The organism is Pseudomonas sp. NPDC090201, assembly GCF_044746825.1.
Taxonomy (GTDB): domain Bacteria; phylum Pseudomonadota; class Gammaproteobacteria; order Pseudomonadales; family Pseudomonadaceae; genus Aquipseudomonas; species Aquipseudomonas putida_AD.
On record NZ_JBIVCX010000001.1, the window covers coordinates 381,467 to 399,632 of the forward strand.

General features: G+C 63.4%; 14 protein-coding genes. 1 reads left to right on the forward strand and 13 read right to left on the reverse strand.

Going from position 1 to position 18,166, the window contains the following annotated elements; all coding sequences use genetic code 11:
* Window positions 1–138 precede the first annotated feature (138 nt).
* Genes pepN through ACIPOO_RS01735 form a run of 6 tightly spaced genes read right to left on the reverse strand, consistent with a single transcriptional unit; the run spans window position 139 to window position 6,660 of the window.
* Entirely contained in the window at window positions 139–2,802 is a 2,664-nt protein-coding gene (gene pepN / locus ACIPOO_RS01710; RefSeq protein ID WP_400603988.1) for an aminopeptidase N, read from the reverse strand.
* A 10-nt stretch (window positions 2,803–2,812) separates the two neighbouring features.
* Entirely contained in the window at window positions 2,813–3,643 is an 831-nt protein-coding gene (locus ACIPOO_RS01715; RefSeq protein ID WP_274136148.1) for a DUF2797 domain-containing protein, read from the reverse strand.
* The gene (locus ACIPOO_RS01720) at window positions 3,640–3,900 is read right to left on the reverse strand and encodes a YeaC family protein (protein ID WP_062380693.1); all 261 of its coding nucleotides are present in this window, start codon (window positions 3,898–3,900) and stop codon (window positions 3,640–3,642) included. Before ACIPOO_RS01720 ends, ACIPOO_RS01715 begins: the two co-directional genes overlap by 4 nt.
* A gap of 29 nt (window positions 3,901–3,929) precedes the next feature.
* Complete coding sequence (locus ACIPOO_RS01725; RefSeq protein ID WP_400603991.1) at window positions 3,930–4,802, reverse strand: rhomboid family intramembrane serine protease; 873 nt, start codon at window positions 4,800–4,802, stop codon at window positions 3,930–3,932.
* Complete coding sequence (locus tag ACIPOO_RS01730) at window positions 4,799–5,770, reverse strand: metallophosphoesterase (RefSeq protein ID WP_400603993.1); 972 nt, start codon at window positions 5,768–5,770, stop codon at window positions 4,799–4,801. The genes ACIPOO_RS01725 and ACIPOO_RS01730 overlap by 4 nt, the downstream gene beginning before the upstream one ends.
* Complete coding sequence (locus tag ACIPOO_RS01735; RefSeq protein WP_274136145.1) at window positions 5,770–6,660, reverse strand: NAD(+) kinase; 891 nt, start codon at window positions 6,658–6,660, stop codon at window positions 5,770–5,772. Before ACIPOO_RS01735 ends, ACIPOO_RS01730 begins: the two co-directional genes overlap by 1 nt.
* A 211-nt stretch (window positions 6,661–6,871) precedes the next feature.
* On the opposite strand from ACIPOO_RS01735, the gene ACIPOO_RS01740 reads away from it, so the two are divergent.
* On the forward strand, window positions 6,872–7,855 hold the full coding sequence (locus ACIPOO_RS01740; RefSeq protein ID WP_400603995.1) for a DUF1853 family protein: 984 nt from the start codon (window positions 6,872–6,874) through the stop codon (window positions 7,853–7,855).
* Here ACIPOO_RS01740 and ACIPOO_RS01745 read toward each other — a convergent pair.
* The 7 genes from ACIPOO_RS01745 to ACIPOO_RS01775 all read right to left on the reverse strand — a co-directional run bounded on the left by ACIPOO_RS01745 (window position 7,818) and on the right by ACIPOO_RS01775 (window position 17,909).
* Window positions 7,818–9,101: an arsenic transporter gene (locus tag ACIPOO_RS01745; RefSeq protein ID WP_274136142.1), complete on the reverse strand. Its 1,284-nt coding sequence runs from the start codon at window positions 9,099–9,101 to the stop codon at window positions 7,818–7,820. The two genes, ACIPOO_RS01740 and ACIPOO_RS01745, sit on opposite strands and share 38 nt — an antisense overlap.
* Window positions 9,102–9,118: 17 nt before the next feature.
* Window positions 9,119–10,342: an MFS transporter gene (locus tag ACIPOO_RS01750; RefSeq protein WP_274136141.1), complete on the reverse strand. Its 1,224-nt coding sequence runs from the start codon at window positions 10,340–10,342 to the stop codon at window positions 9,119–9,121.
* 169 nt (window positions 10,343–10,511) lie between these two features.
* Window positions 10,512–11,852 (reverse strand): MFS transporter, encoded by a 1,341-nt coding sequence (locus ACIPOO_RS01755; protein WP_400603998.1) that lies wholly within the window; start codon window positions 11,850–11,852, stop codon window positions 10,512–10,514.
* A 288-nt stretch (window positions 11,853–12,140) separates the two neighbouring features.
* A complete protein-coding gene (locus tag ACIPOO_RS01760) occupies window positions 12,141–13,031 on the reverse strand; it encodes a 1-aminocyclopropane-1-carboxylate deaminase/D-cysteine desulfhydrase (protein ID WP_400604000.1) in 891 nt (296 codons plus the stop codon).
* A gap of 129 nt (window positions 13,032–13,160) precedes the next feature.
* Window positions 13,161–15,200, reverse strand: a complete 2,040-nt coding sequence (locus tag ACIPOO_RS01765; RefSeq protein ID WP_400604002.1) for an FAD-dependent oxidoreductase — start codon at window positions 15,198–15,200, stop codon at window positions 13,161–13,163.
* 172 nt (window positions 15,201–15,372) lie between these two features.
* Complete coding sequence (locus ACIPOO_RS01770) at window positions 15,373–16,476, reverse strand: GlxA family transcriptional regulator (protein WP_400604004.1); 1,104 nt, start codon at window positions 16,474–16,476, stop codon at window positions 15,373–15,375.
* Entirely contained in the window at window positions 16,476–17,909 is a 1,434-nt protein-coding gene (locus ACIPOO_RS01775; RefSeq protein ID WP_400604006.1) for an amino acid permease, read from the reverse strand. Before ACIPOO_RS01775 ends, ACIPOO_RS01770 begins: the two co-directional genes overlap by 1 nt.
* Window positions 17,910–18,166: the final 257 nt, after the last annotated feature.

Below are 18,166 nucleotides of genomic sequence, written 5' to 3' on the forward strand. Positions count from 1 at the left end.
GGTTCTGCCAGCCCTCTCCCACTGATCCTGTGTGAAACCTAAACGCGCGCTGACGGACCGATCCTACAAACCATTCGCGCAGAAAAAAGGGCCGCCCGTTTGCCCGGGCGGCCCTCTGGTCACTGCGTCAGACGTGGATCACGCCAGACTCTTGCTCACCACTTCATAGACATCAGGCGACAGCGGACCGGAGGCGAGGATGCGCTCCAGCTCGGCCTTCATCAGGCCCTGACGTTTATCGTCGTACTTGCGCCAGCGGGTCAGCGGTGCCAGTTGGCGCGAGGCGATCTGCGGGTTGAAGCCGTTCAGCTCGATGACCAGATCAGCCAGGAAGCGATAGCCCGAACCGTCCGCCGCATGGAAGTTGATGAGGTTCTGCCCGGCGAACGCGCCGATCAGTGCGCGCACCTTGTTCGGGTTCTTCATGGTGAAGGCCGGGTGCTGCATCAACGCTTTCACGCGGCCCAGACCGCCCGGCAAGGCGCTGGCCGCCTGGACGCTGAACCACTGATCCATGACCAGCGCGTTGTCCTTGAAGTTCTCGGCGAACACGGCCAGTGCCTTGGCCTTCTCGTCTTCGAACGACGAGTTGACCAGCACGGCCAGCGCGGTCAGGCGCTCGGTCATGTTGTCGGCGATGTCGAACTGGTCGATGGCGGCTGTCAGTACTTCAGGCTTGCCGCTCAGCATCAGGTAGGACAAGGCAATGTTCTGCAACGCACGGCGGGCGAAGTGCTCGGACTCGGCGACGTAAGCGGTGTTTTTCGACAGCTCGCGGTTGGCCTGATAACGCTTCCACAGCGCGTCGCTCAGGCTGTTCGCCAGTTGCTGACGGGTGAACTCGCGGGCAGCATGGATCGCATCGACATCGGCCACTTCACTGATTTCGGTGAGGTAGGCCTCGCCCGGCAACGACAGCATTTCCGCGACCATGGCCTGATCCAGCGACTCGTCAGCCAGCACAGTACCGAGCGCCGTGATCAGACGCTGATCCAGCACCAAAGCCTCGCCCTTCTGATGCTGGGCGATCAGCTCCTGCAACACCTGAACCGACAACTGCTGCCCGGCATCCCAACGGTTGAAACCGTCGCTGTCGTGCTGCATCAGGAACATCAACTGGTCGCGGTTGTACGGGAAGCTCAGTTTGACCGGCGCCGAGAAGCCACGCAGCAACGATGGGAGCGGCTGCTCGGCGATATCGACGAAGGTGAAGGTCTGTTCGGCTTCGGTGACCGAAATCACCCGCGAAGTGCCGGATGCCGACGACTCGCCCTGCAGACGCAACGCGATTTCGCGGCCCTGTGGGTCCAGCAGGCCCATGGATACCGGGATCACGAACGGCTTTTTCTCCTCGCCAGGCTGGCCGGGGGTGGTCGGCGCGCTTTGGCGGAAGGTCAGGCTGTAGGTCTTGGCCGCTGCGTCGTAGGCATCGGTCACGCTCAGGCGTGGCGTGCCCGCTTGCGAGTACCAACGCTTGAACTGGGTCAGGTCGATGCCGTTGGCGTCTTCCATGGCCTTGACGAAATCGTCGCAGGTCACGGCCTGGCCGTCATGGCGCTCGAAGTACAGGTCGCTGCCCTTGCGGAAGCCATCGGCGCCCAGCAGGGTGTGGATCATGCCGACCACTTCCGAGCCCTTTTCGTACACGGTCAGGGTGTAGAAGTTGGAAATCTCGATGAAGCTGTCCGGACGAACGGCGTGGGCCATGGGGCCGGCGTCTTCGGCAAACTGGTGGGTGCGCAGGTAGGCAACGTCCTGGATGCGCTTGACCGTGGCCGAGTTCATGTCGGCCGAGAAGCCCGAGTCACGGAATACGGTGAAGCCTTCCTTGAGCGACAACTGGAACCAGTCGCGGCAAGTCACGCGGTTGCCCGACCAGTTGTGGAAATACTCGTGGGCGACGATGGCTTCGACGCGCTGGTGGGCGGCGTCGGTCGCGGTTTCGGCGCGGGCCAGCACGGCGCTGGAGTTGAAGATGTTGAGGCCCTTGTTCTCCATGGCGCCCATGTTGAAGTCGTTCACCGCCACGATCATGAAGATGTCCAGGTCGTATTCGCGGCCGTAGACCTCCTCGTCCCAGCGCATGGACTTCTTCAGGCTGTCCATGGCGTGCTGGCACTTGTCGATGTTTTCCTGCTCGACGTAAATGCGCAGCGTGACCTTGCGCTCGGTCATGGTGGTGAAGGTGTCTTCGATGCACCACAGGTCGCCCGCCACCAGCGCGAACAGGTAGGCAGGCTTCTTGAACGGGTCTTCCCAGGTGATCCAGTGACGGCCGTCGTCGGAAGGACCGGCATCAACCGGGTTGCCGTTGGACAGCAGGATCGGGAAGTCCTGCTTGTCGGCGATCACGGTCGTGGTGAAGCTGCTCATCACGTCCGGACGGTCGAGGTAATAGGTGATCTTGCGGAAACCCTCGGCCTCGCACTGGGTGCAGAACATGCCGCTGGACTTGTACAGGCCTTCCAGCGCGGTGTTGGTTTCCGGATGGATCTTCACGCTGGTGTCCAGGGTGAAAGTCTCTGTCGCCGGCTGCACAGTCAGGTTGTCCGGCGTCAGGACGTAGTCGCCCGATGCCAGATCGACGTCGGCCAGCTTGACCGACAGCAGCTCCAGCTGTTGGCCATCCAGCACCAGCGGTGGCAGGCCTGGGCCCCGTTCCGGGTTGCGGCGCATGACCAGTTGCGCGTGGACCAGGGTGTGGTCGTCGAACAATTCGAAGGTCAGGTGCGTCTCGTCGATGAGGTACTCAGGCGCCTGGTAATCCTTCAGGTAGATCATTTTCGGCTGTTCGGTACGCATGATGCTGTCCTTAGTGATGCACGGCGAGCTGGTAGGCCGTGTACTTGCGAATGTTGATCACGCCGGTGTCGAAGATCAGGTATTGACCCTTGATCCCCAGCAACGTGCCTTCGGCGATGGGATCCTTGTCCAGGTTGAAGCTGACGATCTTGGCGGGATACGCCTGGACCGGGTACTGAATCTCGATGGGCGCCACGTCGTCGAGCAACTGGATCGCCTGCAGCCCGAAACGCGCCTGCAGATCGGCAATGCCCTGGGCGCAAGACTCGAACAATTGCTGACGAATGGCCGTCAGGTCAACCGATGGCGCATCGCCTTTAAGCAGCGCGCGCCAGTTGGTGCGGTCAGCCACCTGGCTGCGGAACAGGTCTTCGACGAAGCCCGATTGCTGGCGGGTCGAGACGCGCACGATGGGCAGCGCCTGGCTTGCACCCTGGTCCAGCCAGCGGGTTGGCAACTGGGTGGCGCGGGTGATGCCGACCTTCACGCCCGAGGAGTTGGCCAGGTAGACCACGTGGTCGGTCATGCAGAACTGCTCGCCCCAGCTCGGCTCACGGCAGGTGCCGTGTTCGTGGTGGCATTTTTCCGGGCTCATGATGCACACGTCGCACTGCGCCAGCTTCTGCATGCAGGGGTAGCAATAACCCTGGCTGAAACTGGTCTTGGTCTTGCGACCGCAGTGGCTGCAATGGATCGCGCCCAGATATTCCAGGCGCACGGTCTTGCCGATCAGCGGGTTGACCGGGATCTGCGCATCGCCCAGGCGAAACGCATATTCGACCCGCGAGGCATCGAGCCGCGCAGACATTTTGTTGACGGAGCCGCGACCGATTTCAATCAATGGATGGCATCCGACTTGAACAGGATGTTCGGCACCGGCGCCGACTTGGAGGCACATTCCTGCGGGCCCATGTAGCCGATGCGCTGCTCTTCGGGCACGTTGCGCACTTCCCAGGCGATCAGCGCCTGCAGCGACAGCTCACGTTGTTCCTGAGTCAGCTTGCGGCCATCGGACCACTTGCCGATTTCCACCGCCAGTTTCAGGCTTTCGTAGATGTCCGGGGTGATGTTTTCGATCATTTCGACAAAAGAGGACATTGGGTTCTCCCAGAATTAAGCGGGCGATTTTAATGTTTACGGCGCGCTAATGCACCGCCCACAAGACCTGTTGCACAACCGACGATCAGGCCGCCGACATGGGCACCGTTGGCGATCTCGCCAAACCCCAGCAGCCCGACCACGCCGGACATGCACACCACCAGCCAGATCAGCATCATGCCCAGGGTGCCGCGCGGCAGGCGATAGAGCGCGCCGGGCGCCAGCAGTTGGTAGATCCAGCAATGCCCCAGCAAGGCATAGAGCACGCCGGACAGCCCGCCAAACAGCGTCGGGCCGCTCCAGAAATACTGCACGTAGTTGGAAAACGCTGCGAACACCAGGGTCAGGCCCAGCAATGTCCAGCGGCCCTGGCGCACTTCGATTCGCCGCCCAAGCTCCCAGAACCACAGGGCGTTCATCACCAGGTGCAGGAGGCCGAAGTGGATCAGCATGGGCGAGATGATCCGCCACCACTGCCCCGCCGCCAGCGACACGTCCAGCGGGGTGAACATGACGTAGTTGCCGCTGACGCGGAAATCGTTGAAGGTCAGCCAGCTCAGGGCGTCGAGGTTGTCGCCCAGCAGCGTGACGCCGGCAACGATCGCGCACAGCAGCAGAATCGCCACCGTCATCGGGGCGCTGCGCACCTGCATCAGGGGGCTGGGCCGGCTGCTCGCCACAAGCTCCCGGCCCGGGGGCAACTGCGCCGTGGGATCACCCTGGGGATATTGCCGATAAAGCTCGCCGATATCCGCGACCAGCGTGCCTGCGTCCGGCACCCAGAGCACTTGCTCGCCGGCCTCCTCGCTGACCCGATGGGGCACGTTGAGGCGCCGGAGCAATTCGACGAAGCCGTTCAGGTCGGTGTTGAGGGGCAACCGTAATGCCACGACCGGCTTCACTGGGCCGTCTCCGGGCGCTTGACGTCAACCCAGACGAACTTGCCCGGATCGATGACGCTTTCCTGATCCAGGCGGTAGGCCACCAGCTTGCCGTACAGCACCGCGCTGTAGTCCAGGCACGCAAGGTTGGGGCGGATCGGCGCGGGAACGCCGCTGCGCCAGTAATGGCCGACGAACAGCAACGGCTGGTCGATGCCATAGCGCAGCAGCGCGTTTTTCTCGGTGTCCGAGAGCGGCCGCTTGGCCACCGGCTCCGGCAGCGCGTCGGGCTGGAACACTACATCGCCGTAGGTCTGCGGGTCGTCTTCCCAGAATTTGGTACGGAACGAGGCCCGCGTCAGGCCGTCACCGCCGGTCAGCGTCATGCCGTGGGGCAGGCGCATGTCGGTGCCGCGCAGCAGACGGTCGAACACCGCGCTGGCGAAACTGCCCGGCAGCGCCGAGGCCTGGACGAAATGCTGGTCGATGCGGCCGTCGCCATGGGCGCTGCGCAGCGGTTCGATCAGGCTGGCGTCCCAGCAGGCGTGCACCAGCCGGAAACGTTCGGCGTCGATGAACAGCGGCAGCTCGTAGAACCAGTTGAGGAAATCTTTCCAGTCGCCGGGGTGCTGGTCGAACTGCGCCAGCGTTTCGCCGAGCAGGCGGGCATGGCGCGGCGTGTGTTCGCGCACGAACTGTTTGCCGCTCTCGGGCGGCGCAGGGGTTTCCCAGCCCAGGGCGTTGAACTCATGGTTGCCCATGATGCAGAACGCGTGACCGGCCACGACCATGTCGTGAACGATGTGCAGCGCCTCGCGAATCCGCGGGCCGCGGTCGATGATGTCGCCCAGGAACAGGGCGATGCGTTCAGGGTGGCGCCATACGCCGGCCTGAAAACGGTAACCAAGGGTGTCGAGCAAGTGCTCAAGGGTCTGGGCACATCCATGCACGTCACCGATCAGATCGTAGCTACGCGCGGGATCGAGCATCAGTCGCTCCCGCCGCCGAGCCGACTGCCCCAACCGAGTTTGGTCCGGCAGACTTCGTAGTAGTTGTGGTCGAGCGGGTGGATCAGGCGCAGTTTCTGGGGCTTTTTCTTGACCGTCACGGTGTCACCCGGTGCGCAGGTGAAGTGGTTTTGTCCATCGCAGGAGACCTGTGGATAAATCGTCATGTCCTTTGAGACAACGATTTTCAGCTCACTGTTGCCGTCGACGACAATTGGCCGGCCAGAAAGTGTGTGCGGATACATCGGCACGATGACGATGGCGTCCAGTTTGGGGTGCATGATCGGCCCGCCCGCCGACAGCGCATAGGCCGTGGAGCCGGTCGGCGTGGCCACAATAAGCCCGTCGGCCTTCTGGCTGCAGACGAACTGGCCGTCGATGTAGATCTCGAATTCGATCATGCGCGTGGATTTGCCGGGGTGCAGCACCACGTCGTTGAGCGCGTCGCCCTGGCCGATGGCTTCGCCGTGGCGGCGCACTTCGGCCTGGAGCAGGAAGCGGTTTTCCACCAGGTAGTGACCGTCCAGCACCTCGGCGACCTTCACTTCCAGCTCGTCGGGGCGGATGTCGGTCAGAAAGCCCAGGCTGCCGCGGTTGATCCCCAGCACCGGCACGTTGTGCTTGGCCAGCGCCCGGGCCGCGCCCAGCAGGCTACCGTCGCCGCCGACCACGATGACCATGTCGCAGACCTCGCCCAGCATCTTGCGCGAGGACGTCTGCAGGCCGTGGCCAGGCAGGACTTCGGCGATGGTGTCTTCGAGGATCACATGCAGGTGCCGCGACATCAGGAATTTCTTGAGTCGGCGGACGGTCTCCAGCACCTGGGAACTGCCCAGGCGACCGATGATGCCGATATTACGAAATTGCTCCATGGGGCTCCCGCAGGGTCGATACGTGTAAAGAAAGCGATTATGGGCGATGGGGTCGATAGCGGCAAATGATGCCTGAATCCGTTGCAATCCCCGTAGCAGCAGGGCTTGCCCGCGGGAGCGATCTTGAATACGTCCCCGCCGGCAAGCCGTGCTGCTACGGGACCAGGGTTGTAGCCCAAAACGTACCGGAGGTGGCTGCTATCCTCTGCAGATGAACCCATTCCCTACCCTCTCCCCCCTGCCCCACCAACTGCGCACGCCCCAGGTGCGGGATCTGGCCTGGGTCATTCTCTCGCCGCCGATGCTGGCCACCACTCAATGGCCGCAGCGCCACCCGCTCAGCGCCAGTGACTGGGTCACGCAGCCTCAGGCGCTGGAGGCGTTCCTGCACGCTCTGGATCAGGACAACAGCGCCCTGCTCCAATGGCTGTCGCGCAGCTCGATCCGCCGCCTGGGGCTGTATTACGAACGCCTCTGGCAGTTCGCGATCACCCACGCGCCGGGCGTTGAGATGCTCGCCGCCAACCTGCCAATCCGCGCCGAAGGCCAGACCCTGGGCGAGCTGGACATGCTGCTGCGTGACCGTGACGGCATCCATCATGTGGAACTGGCGATCAAGTTCTATTTGGGCCTGGCCGGCGCCGATGGCCGGGACAGCGCCCACTGGTTCGGCCCCGGCAGCCATGACCGGCTGGATCTGAAACTGGCGCACCTGAACCAGCATCAGTTGCCGATCTCGGCGCGCGAGGAAAGCCGTCAGGCACTGGCAGCACTGGGCATCGAATCCTTCAGTGCCGAATTGTGGCTGGGCGGTTATCTGTTCTACCCGTGGTGCGATAGCCCGCAACCGCCCGAAGGTGCCCACCCCGATCATCTGCGCGGGCAGTGGCTGCATCACAAGGACTGGCCCCGCTTCGCCGCGCAACACCCGTCCGCACGCTGGCAACAGTTGCCCCGCCACGCCTGGTTGGGGCCATCGCGCGACGACCTGCCGTGGAGCAGCGAGGTGTTCGCCCAGTGGCTGCAACAACTCGAACCCAGATCACCGGCGCAACTTCTGGTACGCCTCACGCCGCATCCCGACGGCCATTGGGAAGAGGCCCAGCGAGTGTTTCTGGTCCCGGATCAGTGGCCCGCCGTTGCCGACCGAGCCCCTGCTACAGACTCAACCGCAGTACCAGCGCCGCCAGTGTGATGAGCAGCACCGGCAAGGTCAGCACGATGCCGACCCGGAAGTAATAACCCCAGCCGATGCTCACGCCCTTGCGCGCCAGCACATGCAACCAGAGCAAGGTCGCCAGGCTGCCGATCGGCGTGATCTTCGGCCCGAGGTCGCTGCCGATGACGTTGGCGTAGATCATCGCCTCCTGCAACGGCCCGTGGGCCTGGCTTGCGTCGATGGAGAGCAGCCCGATCAGCACCGTCGGCAGGTTGTTCATCACCGACGACAGCAGCGCCGTCAGCACCCCGGTGCCCATGGCCGCGCCCCACAGCCCGTGCTCGGCAAAGCGATCCAGCCAGCCGGCCAGATAGGTGGTCATGCCCTCGTTGCGCAGCCCGTAGACCACCAGGTACATGCCCAGGGAGAAAATCACGATCTGCCACGGCGCTTCTTTCATCACCTTGCGCGTGGAAATCTTGTGGCCCTTGGCAGCGATGCCCAGCAGGATCGCCGCGCACACGGCGGAGATCGCGCTGATGGGAATGCCCAGCGGCTCCAGGGCAAAGCAGCCCACCAGCAGAATCCCCAGCACCCACCAACCGGCGATGAAGGTCGCACGGTCGTGAATGGCCGAAACAGGGTCGGCCAGTTGCGAGGCGTCGAAGGTCTTGGGAATGTCGCGGCGGAAGAACAGCAGCAGCACCAGCAGCGTCGCCGCCACGCTGACCAGGTTCACCGGCACCATGACCGAGGCATAGCGGTTGAAGCCAATGCCGAAATAGTCCGCAGAAACGATGTTCACCAGGTTCGACACCACCAGCGGCAGGCTGGCGGTATCTGCGATGAACCCGGCAGCCATGACGAACGCTAGGGTGGTCGCCTTGGAGAAACGCAGTGCCAGCAGCATCGACATGACGATGGGCGTGAGGATCAGCGCCGCACCATCGTTGGCGAACAGCGCCGAAACCAGCGCCCCCAGTAGCACGATGAACGCAAACAGCCAGCGCCCCCGGCCCCTGCCCCATCGCGCCACATGCAGCGCCGACCAGTTGAAGAAACCGGCCTCATCGAGCAACAGGCTGATGATGATCAGCGCGATGAAGGTGCCGGTCGCGTTCCAGATGATGTGCCAGACCTGCGGGATGTCCGAGAGGTGCACCACGCCGAACAGCAAGGCCAGTACCGCCCCGAAGGTCGCACTCCAGCCGACGCCCAGCCCCTTGGGTTGCCAGATCACCAGGGTGATGGTGGCCAGAAAGATCAGAAACGCTGTCAGCATGAAGGTCAGGTTCAGGTTCAGGTTCGTACGGAAGGTTTGGGTTTGGTGCGCGGCAGCAGAATCGCCAGCACCCCGAACAGCGGCAGGAACGAGCACAGGGTGTAGACGTAGACGATACCGTAGAGGTCAGCCAGATGCCCGAGCAGCGCCGCGCCGATGCCGCCGAAGCCGAACATCAGGCCGAAGAAGATCCCGGCGATCATGCCGACGTTGCCTGGCACAAGCTCCTGCGCATACACGACGATGGCCGAAAACGCCGACGCCAGGATGAAACCGACGATCACGCTCAACACGCTGGTCCAGAACAGGTCGGCGTAGGGCAGCGCGATGGTGAACGGGGCGACCCCCAGGATCGAGAACCAGATCACCGCCTTGCGCCCGATCTTGTCGCCAATCGGTCCGCCAAAGAAGGTGCCCGCCGCCACCGCCGCCAGGAACATGAACAGGTGCAGTTGCGAGCTGGCCACCGACAGTTGGAATTTGTCGATCAGGAAGAAGGTGAAGTAGCTGGTGAAACTGGCCATGTAGAAATACTTGGAGAACACCAGCAGCGCCAGCACCACCAACGCACTGGTGACGCGGCCTTTGGACAGGCCGTGGGTCGCAGCCTGGCCGGCCTTGAGCTTGAACAGCGCCAGGTGCTTCTTGTACCAGCGGCTGATGGCGTACAGCAGGCCCACCGAGAACAGTGCGATCAGGGCGAAGTACGCGATGTGGCCCTGACCGAACGGAATGATGATCGCCGCCGCCAGCAACGGACCAATCGCCGAACCACTGTTGCCGCCCACCTGGAAGCTCGATTGCGCCAGGCCAAAGCGCCCGCCGGAGGCCAGCCGCGCAATCCGCGAGGCCTCAGGGTGGAAGGTCGAGGAACCGATGCCAATCAGCCCCGCCGCCAGCAGGATCAAGGGGAAACTGCCCACGGTGGCGAGCATCAGCACACCGCCCAGGATGCACAGCGAACCCACCGGCAGCACCAGCGGGTTGGGGTGACGGTCGGTGTAGTAACCAACCCACGGCTGCAGCAGGGAGGCGGTGACTTGGAACGTCAGGGTGATCAGGCCGACCTGGGTGAAGCTCAGGCCGTAGGAGGCCTTGAGCATCGGGTAGATCGACGGCAGGATCGACTGGATCAGGTCATTGAGCAAATGCGCCAGCGCCACGGCACCGATGATGCGCATGACCAGCGGACTGGTTTGAGGGGCCGCGGCGGTCGCGGTCGAAGGGCTGGTGACGGCCATCAGGTTCATCCATCGAACGATTGAGATGCCGCGCGCGAGATGGTTTCAAAAGATGTCGGCGGCACAAGGGGCAGTCAATGTGCCATTTTTTGGGGCGCCAGTGCCACGTTTTGTTACAACAATGTGAGGTGGCTATCGGTCTGGGCAAGCGCGCTCCTACAAGCCTGCGTTACGCCACTGAACGCGCAGCGCTTGGCGAATGGGCGAGACTTTCGACCTCATCCAGCGAAACCTTCGACGTCTCCCTCAACGCCAGGCCACCTGCCAGCCCCAGCAGCGCCACCAGAATCAGGTAGAACGCAGGCGCCAGGTTGCTGCCGGTGGCGCCGATCAGCCAGGTCGCCATCAGCGGCGCGGTGCCGCCGAAAATCGTGTATGCCATGTTGTAGGTGATCGCCGAGGCGGTGTAGCGCGTGCGGGTCGGGAAGGTCTCCGACAACAACGCCGCCGTCACCACGTTGCACAGCACCGCCCCTGTGGCCAGCAACATCACGCCGATGATCGAGCCTGTGAACGATCCGGAACTGGCCATCAGGAACGACGGATACACCATCACCGCCAGCAGGACGCAGGCGGTGACCACTGTAGCCCGGCGCCCGACCTTGTCGGAAAACGCGCCCGCCACCGGGCACATCGCGGCGGCGAACAACAACGCGATCAGCGACACCAGCAAGGCCGTGGCCCGGCTCAGGCCGCCCACCACCTGCAGGTACGTCGCGAAGTAGGTGGTGAACATGTAGAACGACAGCGCCGTCAGCGAGATGAACGCACCCAGGGCACAGATCGCACCGCCGTGGTTGCGCAGGGTTTCCCTGAGCGGCGAATGGGCCACGGCATCCTCGTCGGCGACGGCCTGGAACGCCGGGGTTTCGTCCAGCTTCCAGCGCAGGTACAGGCCGACCAACCCCAGCGGCGCAGCCACCAGGAACGGCACGCGCCAGCCCCAGGTGCTCATGGCTTCGGTGGAGAGCGAGGCCTCCAGGGCGTAGGCAAAGATCGCCGCAGAGGCAAAGGCGGCGAAGGTCGAAACCGGCACGAAACTGCCGTACCAGGCGCGTTTGCCCCGCGGCGCGTGCTCCATGAGGTAGGCGCAGGCCCCGGCGTATTCGCCGCCTGCGGAGAAGCCCTGGGCACAGCGAATGATGGTCAGCAGGATCGGCGCCATCACCCCGATTGCGGCGTAGGTGGGCAACAGGCCGATGATGGTGGTCGCCCCGGCCATCAGCAGGATGGTGAAGGCCAGGGTGCGCTTGCGGCCGATCTTGTCACCGAGCATGCCGAAGAACAGCCCGCCCAAGGGCCGAAAGGCGAAGGCCACGGCAAACACGGCGAAGGTCTTGAGCAATGCCGCGCTGGCATCGCCGCTGGGAAAGAACTCCTGGGCGATGGTGGTGGCGAGAAAACCGTAGACCGCGAAGTCGAACCATTCGACAAAATTGCCGATGCTCGCCGCAACGATGACTTTTCTCAAAGTGGCAGGGTCGACCTGCTCGATGGCTGGAGTGGTCATGCAAACCTCGGCGTGCGTAGTGAATACCCGATTATCGGTACAGCGCCCGAGCCGCCTGACTCCAAAAGTGTCGCCGACATACTCAGGACCGACCTGTCGGGGTGTCTAGTCCGCAGGATTCATGCCAATGCAATCTATCCGGTCACTGTAACCCTGTGGGAGCGGGCTTGCCCGCGAAGGCGTAGTGTCAGGCGAAACAGGTGCCATTGGCCCACCGCATTCGCGGGCAAGCCCGCTCCCACAGGGTGTTCCGGTGTCAGTGACGTTTCACAGGGCTGTGAGGTGACGTCAAGCGCAGATGGCCCGTTTGCCTTGCAACCCGCCGGTGTGGACGAAGATCAACCGCGTGCCTCTCGCAATCGTCCCGGCCTGGACCGCCTGGAACAGCGCCAGCAAGGCCTTGCCGGTGTACAACGGTTCAAGGGGCACGCCGCTCTCGTGCTCGCTGGCGGCGATGAATGCGAGCAGCTGCGGATCGATTTTCGCGAACCCGCCGCGGCTGGCGTCCAACAGCTGGTAGCCGCCCTTGTCGATACCCAGAATGCCCATCACATTGACATCCACGCCATGGTCGGCAGGCACCGCCATCGCGCCGTAGACCCTGCGTTGGCCAGCTTCGGCCAGCACCAGCCCGGCCAACGTGGTGCCCGTGCCGCAGGCCAGCCACCAGCCGTGGTAATCGTCCCAGCCCAGCGCGCTCAATTGGCTGCGCGCCTGACTGACGATCTCCCCACAGCCCAACGCACCGTCCAGCCCGCCGCCGCCCTCCGGCACCGGGTACAGCTGTGGATAACGCTCGCGCCACGGCGTCCAGAAATCAGCGTCATGGCGAGCGCGATACCCGGCGTAACCCAGCCAGTGCAGTTGCATCCCGAACGCTTGCAAGTCCAGCACGGTGGGAGTTTCAACCGGGTGCCCCCGCAACAGGCCAACCGTCTCGAAACCAAAGCGCCGACCGGCAGCAGCCAGGGCATGCAGGTGATTGGAGTGCGCGCCGCCCAGGCTGATGATGCCCTTGGCCCCTGCTTGCTTGGCGGCGGCGAGGTGGTGCTTGAGCTTGAACCATTTGTTGCCGCTGATGAGCGGATCGATCAGGTCCAGACGCAGGATCGCGACGTCGATGCCCGCGGCGGTGAGCCAATGCAGGTTGAGGGGTTGCAGCGGGGCTTGGGGGAGCATGGCGAGGGCAGCGGAAAACGAAGAAAGACGAATTCTACACAGTCCCGTAGCAGTCCGGCTTGCCGGCGGGGGCGATCTCAAGTACGCCCCCGCCGGCAAGCCGTGCTGCTACGGTGATGCGTGTGACGTTTACAACTCTGCCGCCAATCGCGAACCCTGGTTGATCGCGCGCTTGGCATCCAGCTCGGCCGCGACGTCGGCGCCGCCAATCAGATGCACGCTCTGCCCTGCCGCCTGCAAGCCATCGTAGAGTTCGCGCAGCGGATCCTGCCCGGCGCAAATCACCACGTTGTCCACCGGCAGCAGCTTCTCTTCACCCTCGGCACCAATGCGGATGTACAAGCCGGCGTCGTCGATCTTCAGGTACTCGACGCTGTTGAGCATCTGTACGTGCTTGTTCTTTAGCCCCGCGCGGTGAATCCAGCCGGTGGTCTTGCCCAGGCCGTCGCCAACCTTGGAGGTCTTGCGCTGCAACAGGAACACCTGTCGCGCAGGCTTGTGGCCGTGGGGCTTGATCCCCGCCACGCCGCCGCGAGCCTCCAGCGCGCCGTCGATGCCCCACTCTTCCCAGAACGCGTCGCGATCCAGGCTGGTAGCCACGCCCTGGTGCACGAGGAATTCCGACACGTCGAAACCGATACCGCCCGCGCCGATCACCGCCACGCTCTTGCCCACCGGCTTGCGTTCCAGGATCACGTCCAGATAGCTCAGCACCTTGGGATTGTCGATGCCCGGGATCGCCGGAGTACGCGGGGCAATACCCGTGGCCAGAATCACCTCGTCAAAGCCTTTGCCCAGCAGATCCTCGACCGCAACCCGGGTGTTCAAACGCACATCGACGCCCGTGGTTTCCAACTTGCGTTTGAAGTAACGCAGCGTCTCGAAAAACTCTTCCTTGCCCGGCACTCGCTTGGCGACGTTGAACTGGCCGCCAATCTCGCTGGCCGAATCGAACAGCGTCACCGCATGCCCGCGCTCGGCGGCAACAGTGGCCGCAGCCAGTCCCGCAGGCCCGGCGCCGATCACGGCGATCTTTTTCAACTGCGTGACCGGCAGGTAGTTGAGTTCGGTTTCATGACAGGCACGGGGGTTGACCAGGCAACTGGTCAGCTTGCCGTCGAAGATGTGGTCCAGGCAGGCCTGGTTGCAGCCGATGCAGGTGTTGATCTCGTCACTGCGCCCGGCGGCCGCCTTGTTGACGAACTCGGGGTCGGCCAGGAATGGACGGGCCATGGACACCATGTCCGCATCGCCCAGGGCCAGGACCTGCTCGGCGACTTCCGGGGTGTTGATCCGGTTGGTGGTGATCAGCGGGATCGACACCGAACCGCGCATCTTCGCCGTGACCTTGGCAAATGCGGCGCGCGGCACCTTGGTGGCGATGGTCGGAATCCGCGCCTCGTGCCAGCCGATGCCGGTGTTGATCAGCGTGGCGCCAGCGGCCTCGATGGCCTTGGCCAGTTGCACCACTTCTTCCCAGGTGCTGCCACCCTCGACCAGATCGAGCATCGACAGGCGATAGATGATGATGAAATTGCGGCCCACCGCCTCACGCACCCGGCGCACGATTTCCACCGGCAGGCGCATGCGGTTCTCGTAGCTGCCGCCCCAACGGTCGGTGCGGTGGTTGGTGTGGGCCACCAGGAACTGGTTGATCAGATAGCCTTCCGAGCCCATGATCTCGACGCCGTCGTATTCGGCGGTCTGGGCCAGGGTCGCGCAGGTGACGAAGTCCTGAATCTGCTTCTCGATCCCCTCCTCGTCCAGCTCCTTGGGCTTGAACGGGTTGATCGGCGCCTGGATCGCGCTCGGTGCCACCTGCTTGGGGCTGTAGGCATAACGACCGGTGTGCAGGATCTGCATGCAGATCTTGCCGCCCGCCTCGTGCACCGCCTTGGTCACGATCCGGTGATGTTCAGCCTCTTCAGGGGTGGTCAGCTTGGCGGAGCCTGCATACACGCCGCCCTCGACATTGGGCGCCACTCCACCGGTGACCATCAGGCCCACGCCGCCACGGGCGCGCTCGGCGAAATACGCCGCCATGCGCTCGAAACCACCAGGCTTCTCCTCAAGGCCGGTGTGCATCGAGCCCATCAATGTGCGGTTGCGCAGCGTGGTGAAACCCAGATCCAGCGGGGCCAGCAAATGCGGGTACACAGGGGCTGTCATAGAAACTCCATCAGATTCATCACGAAGGCGCGGGCGTTCTGTGACACCCGTCGTTTCAATCAGGGACTTGAACTATAGCCCTGCTCATGATGCAGACAGTAAACAGCCCCTCAGTCACGCTCAATGACTGAAAGTGACAACTTATTGATCCTGATGTGCAGCGCCCGGCTCTCTATTGAAGCTGTACGCTGGCAAAGCTCGACTCCTCCCGCGCCTGATCCAGTGCCTCCAGCGGCCGGGACAGCGGCGACAACGCCGAGGGATGATGCACCGGCACCAGCGCCACATGCTGGGCGGTCCTGGGCCCCATGCGCTCCTCCCGTGGCGGAATGCCGAAGTATTCCCGGTAACACTTGGAAAAGTGCGGCGTGGAGACGAAACCGCACACGGCCGCCAGCTCGATGATCGAGATGGACGTCTGCTTGAGCAACTGCCGCGCCCGGATCAGCCGTAACTTGAGGTAATACCGCGACGGCGTGCAATTGAGGTACTTCTGGAACAGCCGCTCCAACTGGCGTCGGGAAACGTCCACGTAGGCGGCCATCTCGTCGAGGTCGATGGGCTCTTCGAGGTTGGCTTCCATCAACTGCACGATTTCCTGCAACTTGGGCTGGTGGGTGCCCAGCGTGTGCTTGAGCGGCACGCGCTGATGATCCTGTTCGTTGCGGATGCGCTCGTAGACGAACATGTCGGAAATCGCGGCGGTCAGCTCGGTGCCGTGATCGCGGCCTATCAGGTGCAGCATCATGTCCAGTGGCGCAGTGCCACCGGAGCTGGTGTAGCGGCCACGGTCCAGGGTGAACAGGCTGGTGTTGACGCTCACCCGCGGGAAGGCTTCCTGCATCGCCGCCAGGCATTCCCAATGCACACTGCATTCGAAACCGTTGAGCAGCCCGGCGCTGGCCAGTGCCCAACTGCCGGTGCAAATGCCGCCCAGGCGCCGGGACTGCCGGGCCTGGTTCTGCAGCCAGTGAATGTGTTCGCGGCTGACCGCGCGCTGGATGCCCACCCCGCCGCAGACAATCACCGTGTCGGAAGCCGGCGCCTGGGCGATGGACGCATCCGGCGTGATGGGCAGGCCATCGCTGGCCCACACCTGATTACCGTCCTGGCTCAGGGTGTGCCAGCGATACAGCTCGCGCCCCGACAACTGATTGGCCATGCGCAGCGGCTCGACCGCCGAGGCCAGTGAAATCAGGGTGAAGTTGTCCAGCAGCAGAAAGCTGACCGACTGGGTCGTCCGGGTCTTGCCGGCGTTTTCGCTGTGCAGCGGCATTACGGCGCCTCCTGCCCCTGAACGGGGGTTGATCGCGTGGCACCACGGGTGGCCGGCGCTCGCTCATGGGAACGCGCCACCACGATGCCAATCAGGGAAATCACCAGGGCCAGGCCAATGGTGGAGGTCACTTCGGCGCGGTGCTCGGGGGTCACCAGCATCACGCCCAGCGCACTGACGATGAACGCGATGACCAGCCAGGTCAGCCAGGGGAAAAACCACATGCGAAAGGTCAGTTCGACGTTCTGCCGCAACAGCAGCTTGCGCATGCGCAGCTGGGAAATGGCGATCACCAGATAGACCAGCAAGGCGATGGCGCCGGAGCTGGCGAGCAAGAATTGAAACAGCCCGGCCGGTGCGAAATAGCTGATGACCGTGACGATGACGCCCAGCACGCTGCTGGCGATCACCGACGCCCGTGGTACGCCGACCGCTGACGTCACCTTGGTGATTGTCGGCGCTTCGCCGCGACGGCCCAGGGAGTAGAGCATGCGCGAGGCGATGTAGATCGAGGAGTTCATGCAGCTCGCCACCGCGACCAGCACCACCATGTCCACCAGCAGGTCGGCATGGGGGATGTTCATCAGTTCAAGGGCGCGCTGGTAGGAGCCGACCGTGGGGAGCAGCGGGTCATTCCACGGCACCACGGAAATCACCACCATGATCGACAGCAGGTAGAACACGCTGATGCGCCAGATCACCGACCGCGTGGCCTTGGCGATGTTGCGCGCCGGGTCGCTGGATTCGGCAGCGGCGATGGTCACCGCCTCCGTACCGATGAAACTGAACATGATGGTGATGAATGCACCGACCACCGCCGACGCACCGTTGGGCGCAAAGCCGCCGTGTTCACTCATCAACTGGGAAAGGCCGCCGACCTGATGATCCGGCACCCAGCCCATCAGCACCGCAAAACCCAGGCCGATGAAGGCGATGATCGCTGTCACCTTGATCATCGCGAACCAGAATTCGAATTCGCCGTACTTGGCGACACTGAACAGGTTGGTGGCCATCAGCGCGACAATCGACAGCAGCGCGAACAGCCAGGCGTCTACCGCAGGAAACCAGGCGTTGAGCACATGCCCTGCCGCCAGCGCTTCGATGGGAATGACCAGTACCCAGAACCACCAGTAGAGCCAGCCGATGGTGAAGCCTGCCCAACGGCCGATGGCCTGGTCGGCGTAGGTGGAAAAGGAACCGGTGTCGGGCCGGGCGACGGCCATTTCGCCGAGCATGCGCATCACCAGCACGACCAGCAATCCGGAAAAGATGTAGGCCAGGATAGTGGCGGGGCCGGCGGCGGCGATCGCGTGGCCGGAGCCAACGAACAGACCCGCGCCGATGATGCCGGCGATAGAGAGCATGGTCACGTGGCGGGGCTTGAACCCTTGCGCCAACTGGCTGCCGGGGGTGGTGGAATCCAGGCTGTTCATTGTTGTTATTCTCTGTATTTGACGGGGCGCCGACTGACCGTCAGGCGAACTTCATACTTACCTGGCTATCCTTACGGCCCCCTTCTCCAAAGCAACAGGATCAAACAATTGGTCCACTTCGATCAGTCATTGCGACAAGCGCACGGCATGCAAAAGCCCGGGCACAATACGCCGCGACTGCAATGAATCTGTAGTCTGATAGCGCTGTAAAATGGACTGGATGCGACATTTTTCATGTCGTTTCTGGATGGCCATCC

What these genes read in the sequence shown, in the direction of transcription:
- pepN (WP_400603988.1), bottom strand. Translation starts at nt 2,802, where the DNA reads ATGCGTACCGAACAGCCGAAAATGATCTACCTGAAGGATTACCAGGCG.
- ACIPOO_RS01720 (WP_062380693.1), bottom strand. Translation starts at nt 3,900, where the DNA reads ATGTCCTCTTTTGTCGAAATGATCGAAAACATCACCCCGGACATCTAC.
- ACIPOO_RS01730 (WP_400603993.1), bottom strand. Translation starts at nt 5,770, where the DNA reads ATGCTCGATCCCGCGCGTAGCTACGATCTGATCGGTGACGTGCATGGA.
- ACIPOO_RS01735 (WP_274136145.1), bottom strand. Translation starts at nt 6,660, where the DNA reads ATGGAGCAATTTCGTAATATCGGCATCATCGGTCGCCTGGGCAGTTCC.
- ACIPOO_RS01740 (WP_400603995.1), top strand. Translation starts at nt 6,872, where the DNA reads ATGAACCCATTCCCTACCCTCTCCCCCCTGCCCCACCAACTGCGCACG.
- ACIPOO_RS01745 (WP_274136142.1), bottom strand. Translation starts at nt 9,101, where the DNA reads ATGCTGACAGCGTTTCTGATCTTTCTGGCCACCATCACCCTGGTGATC.
- ACIPOO_RS01750 (WP_274136141.1), bottom strand. Translation starts at nt 10,342, where the DNA reads ATGGCCGTCACCAGCCCTTCGACCGCGACCGCCGCGGCCCCTCAAACC.
- ACIPOO_RS01755 (WP_400603998.1), bottom strand. Translation starts at nt 11,852, where the DNA reads ATGACCACTCCAGCCATCGAGCAGGTCGACCCTGCCACTTTGAGAAAA.
- ACIPOO_RS01760 (WP_400604000.1), bottom strand. Translation starts at nt 13,031, where the DNA reads ATGCTCCCCCAAGCCCCGCTGCAACCCCTCAACCTGCATTGGCTCACC.
- ACIPOO_RS01765 (WP_400604002.1), bottom strand. Translation starts at nt 15,200, where the DNA reads ATGACAGCCCCTGTGTACCCGCATTTGCTGGCCCCGCTGGATCTGGGT.
- ACIPOO_RS01770 (WP_400604004.1), bottom strand. Translation starts at nt 16,476, where the DNA reads ATGCCGCTGCACAGCGAAAACGCCGGCAAGACCCGGACGACCCAGTCG.
- ACIPOO_RS01775 (WP_400604006.1), bottom strand. Translation starts at nt 17,909, where the DNA reads ATGAACAGCCTGGATTCCACCACCCCCGGCAGCCAGTTGGCGCAAGGG.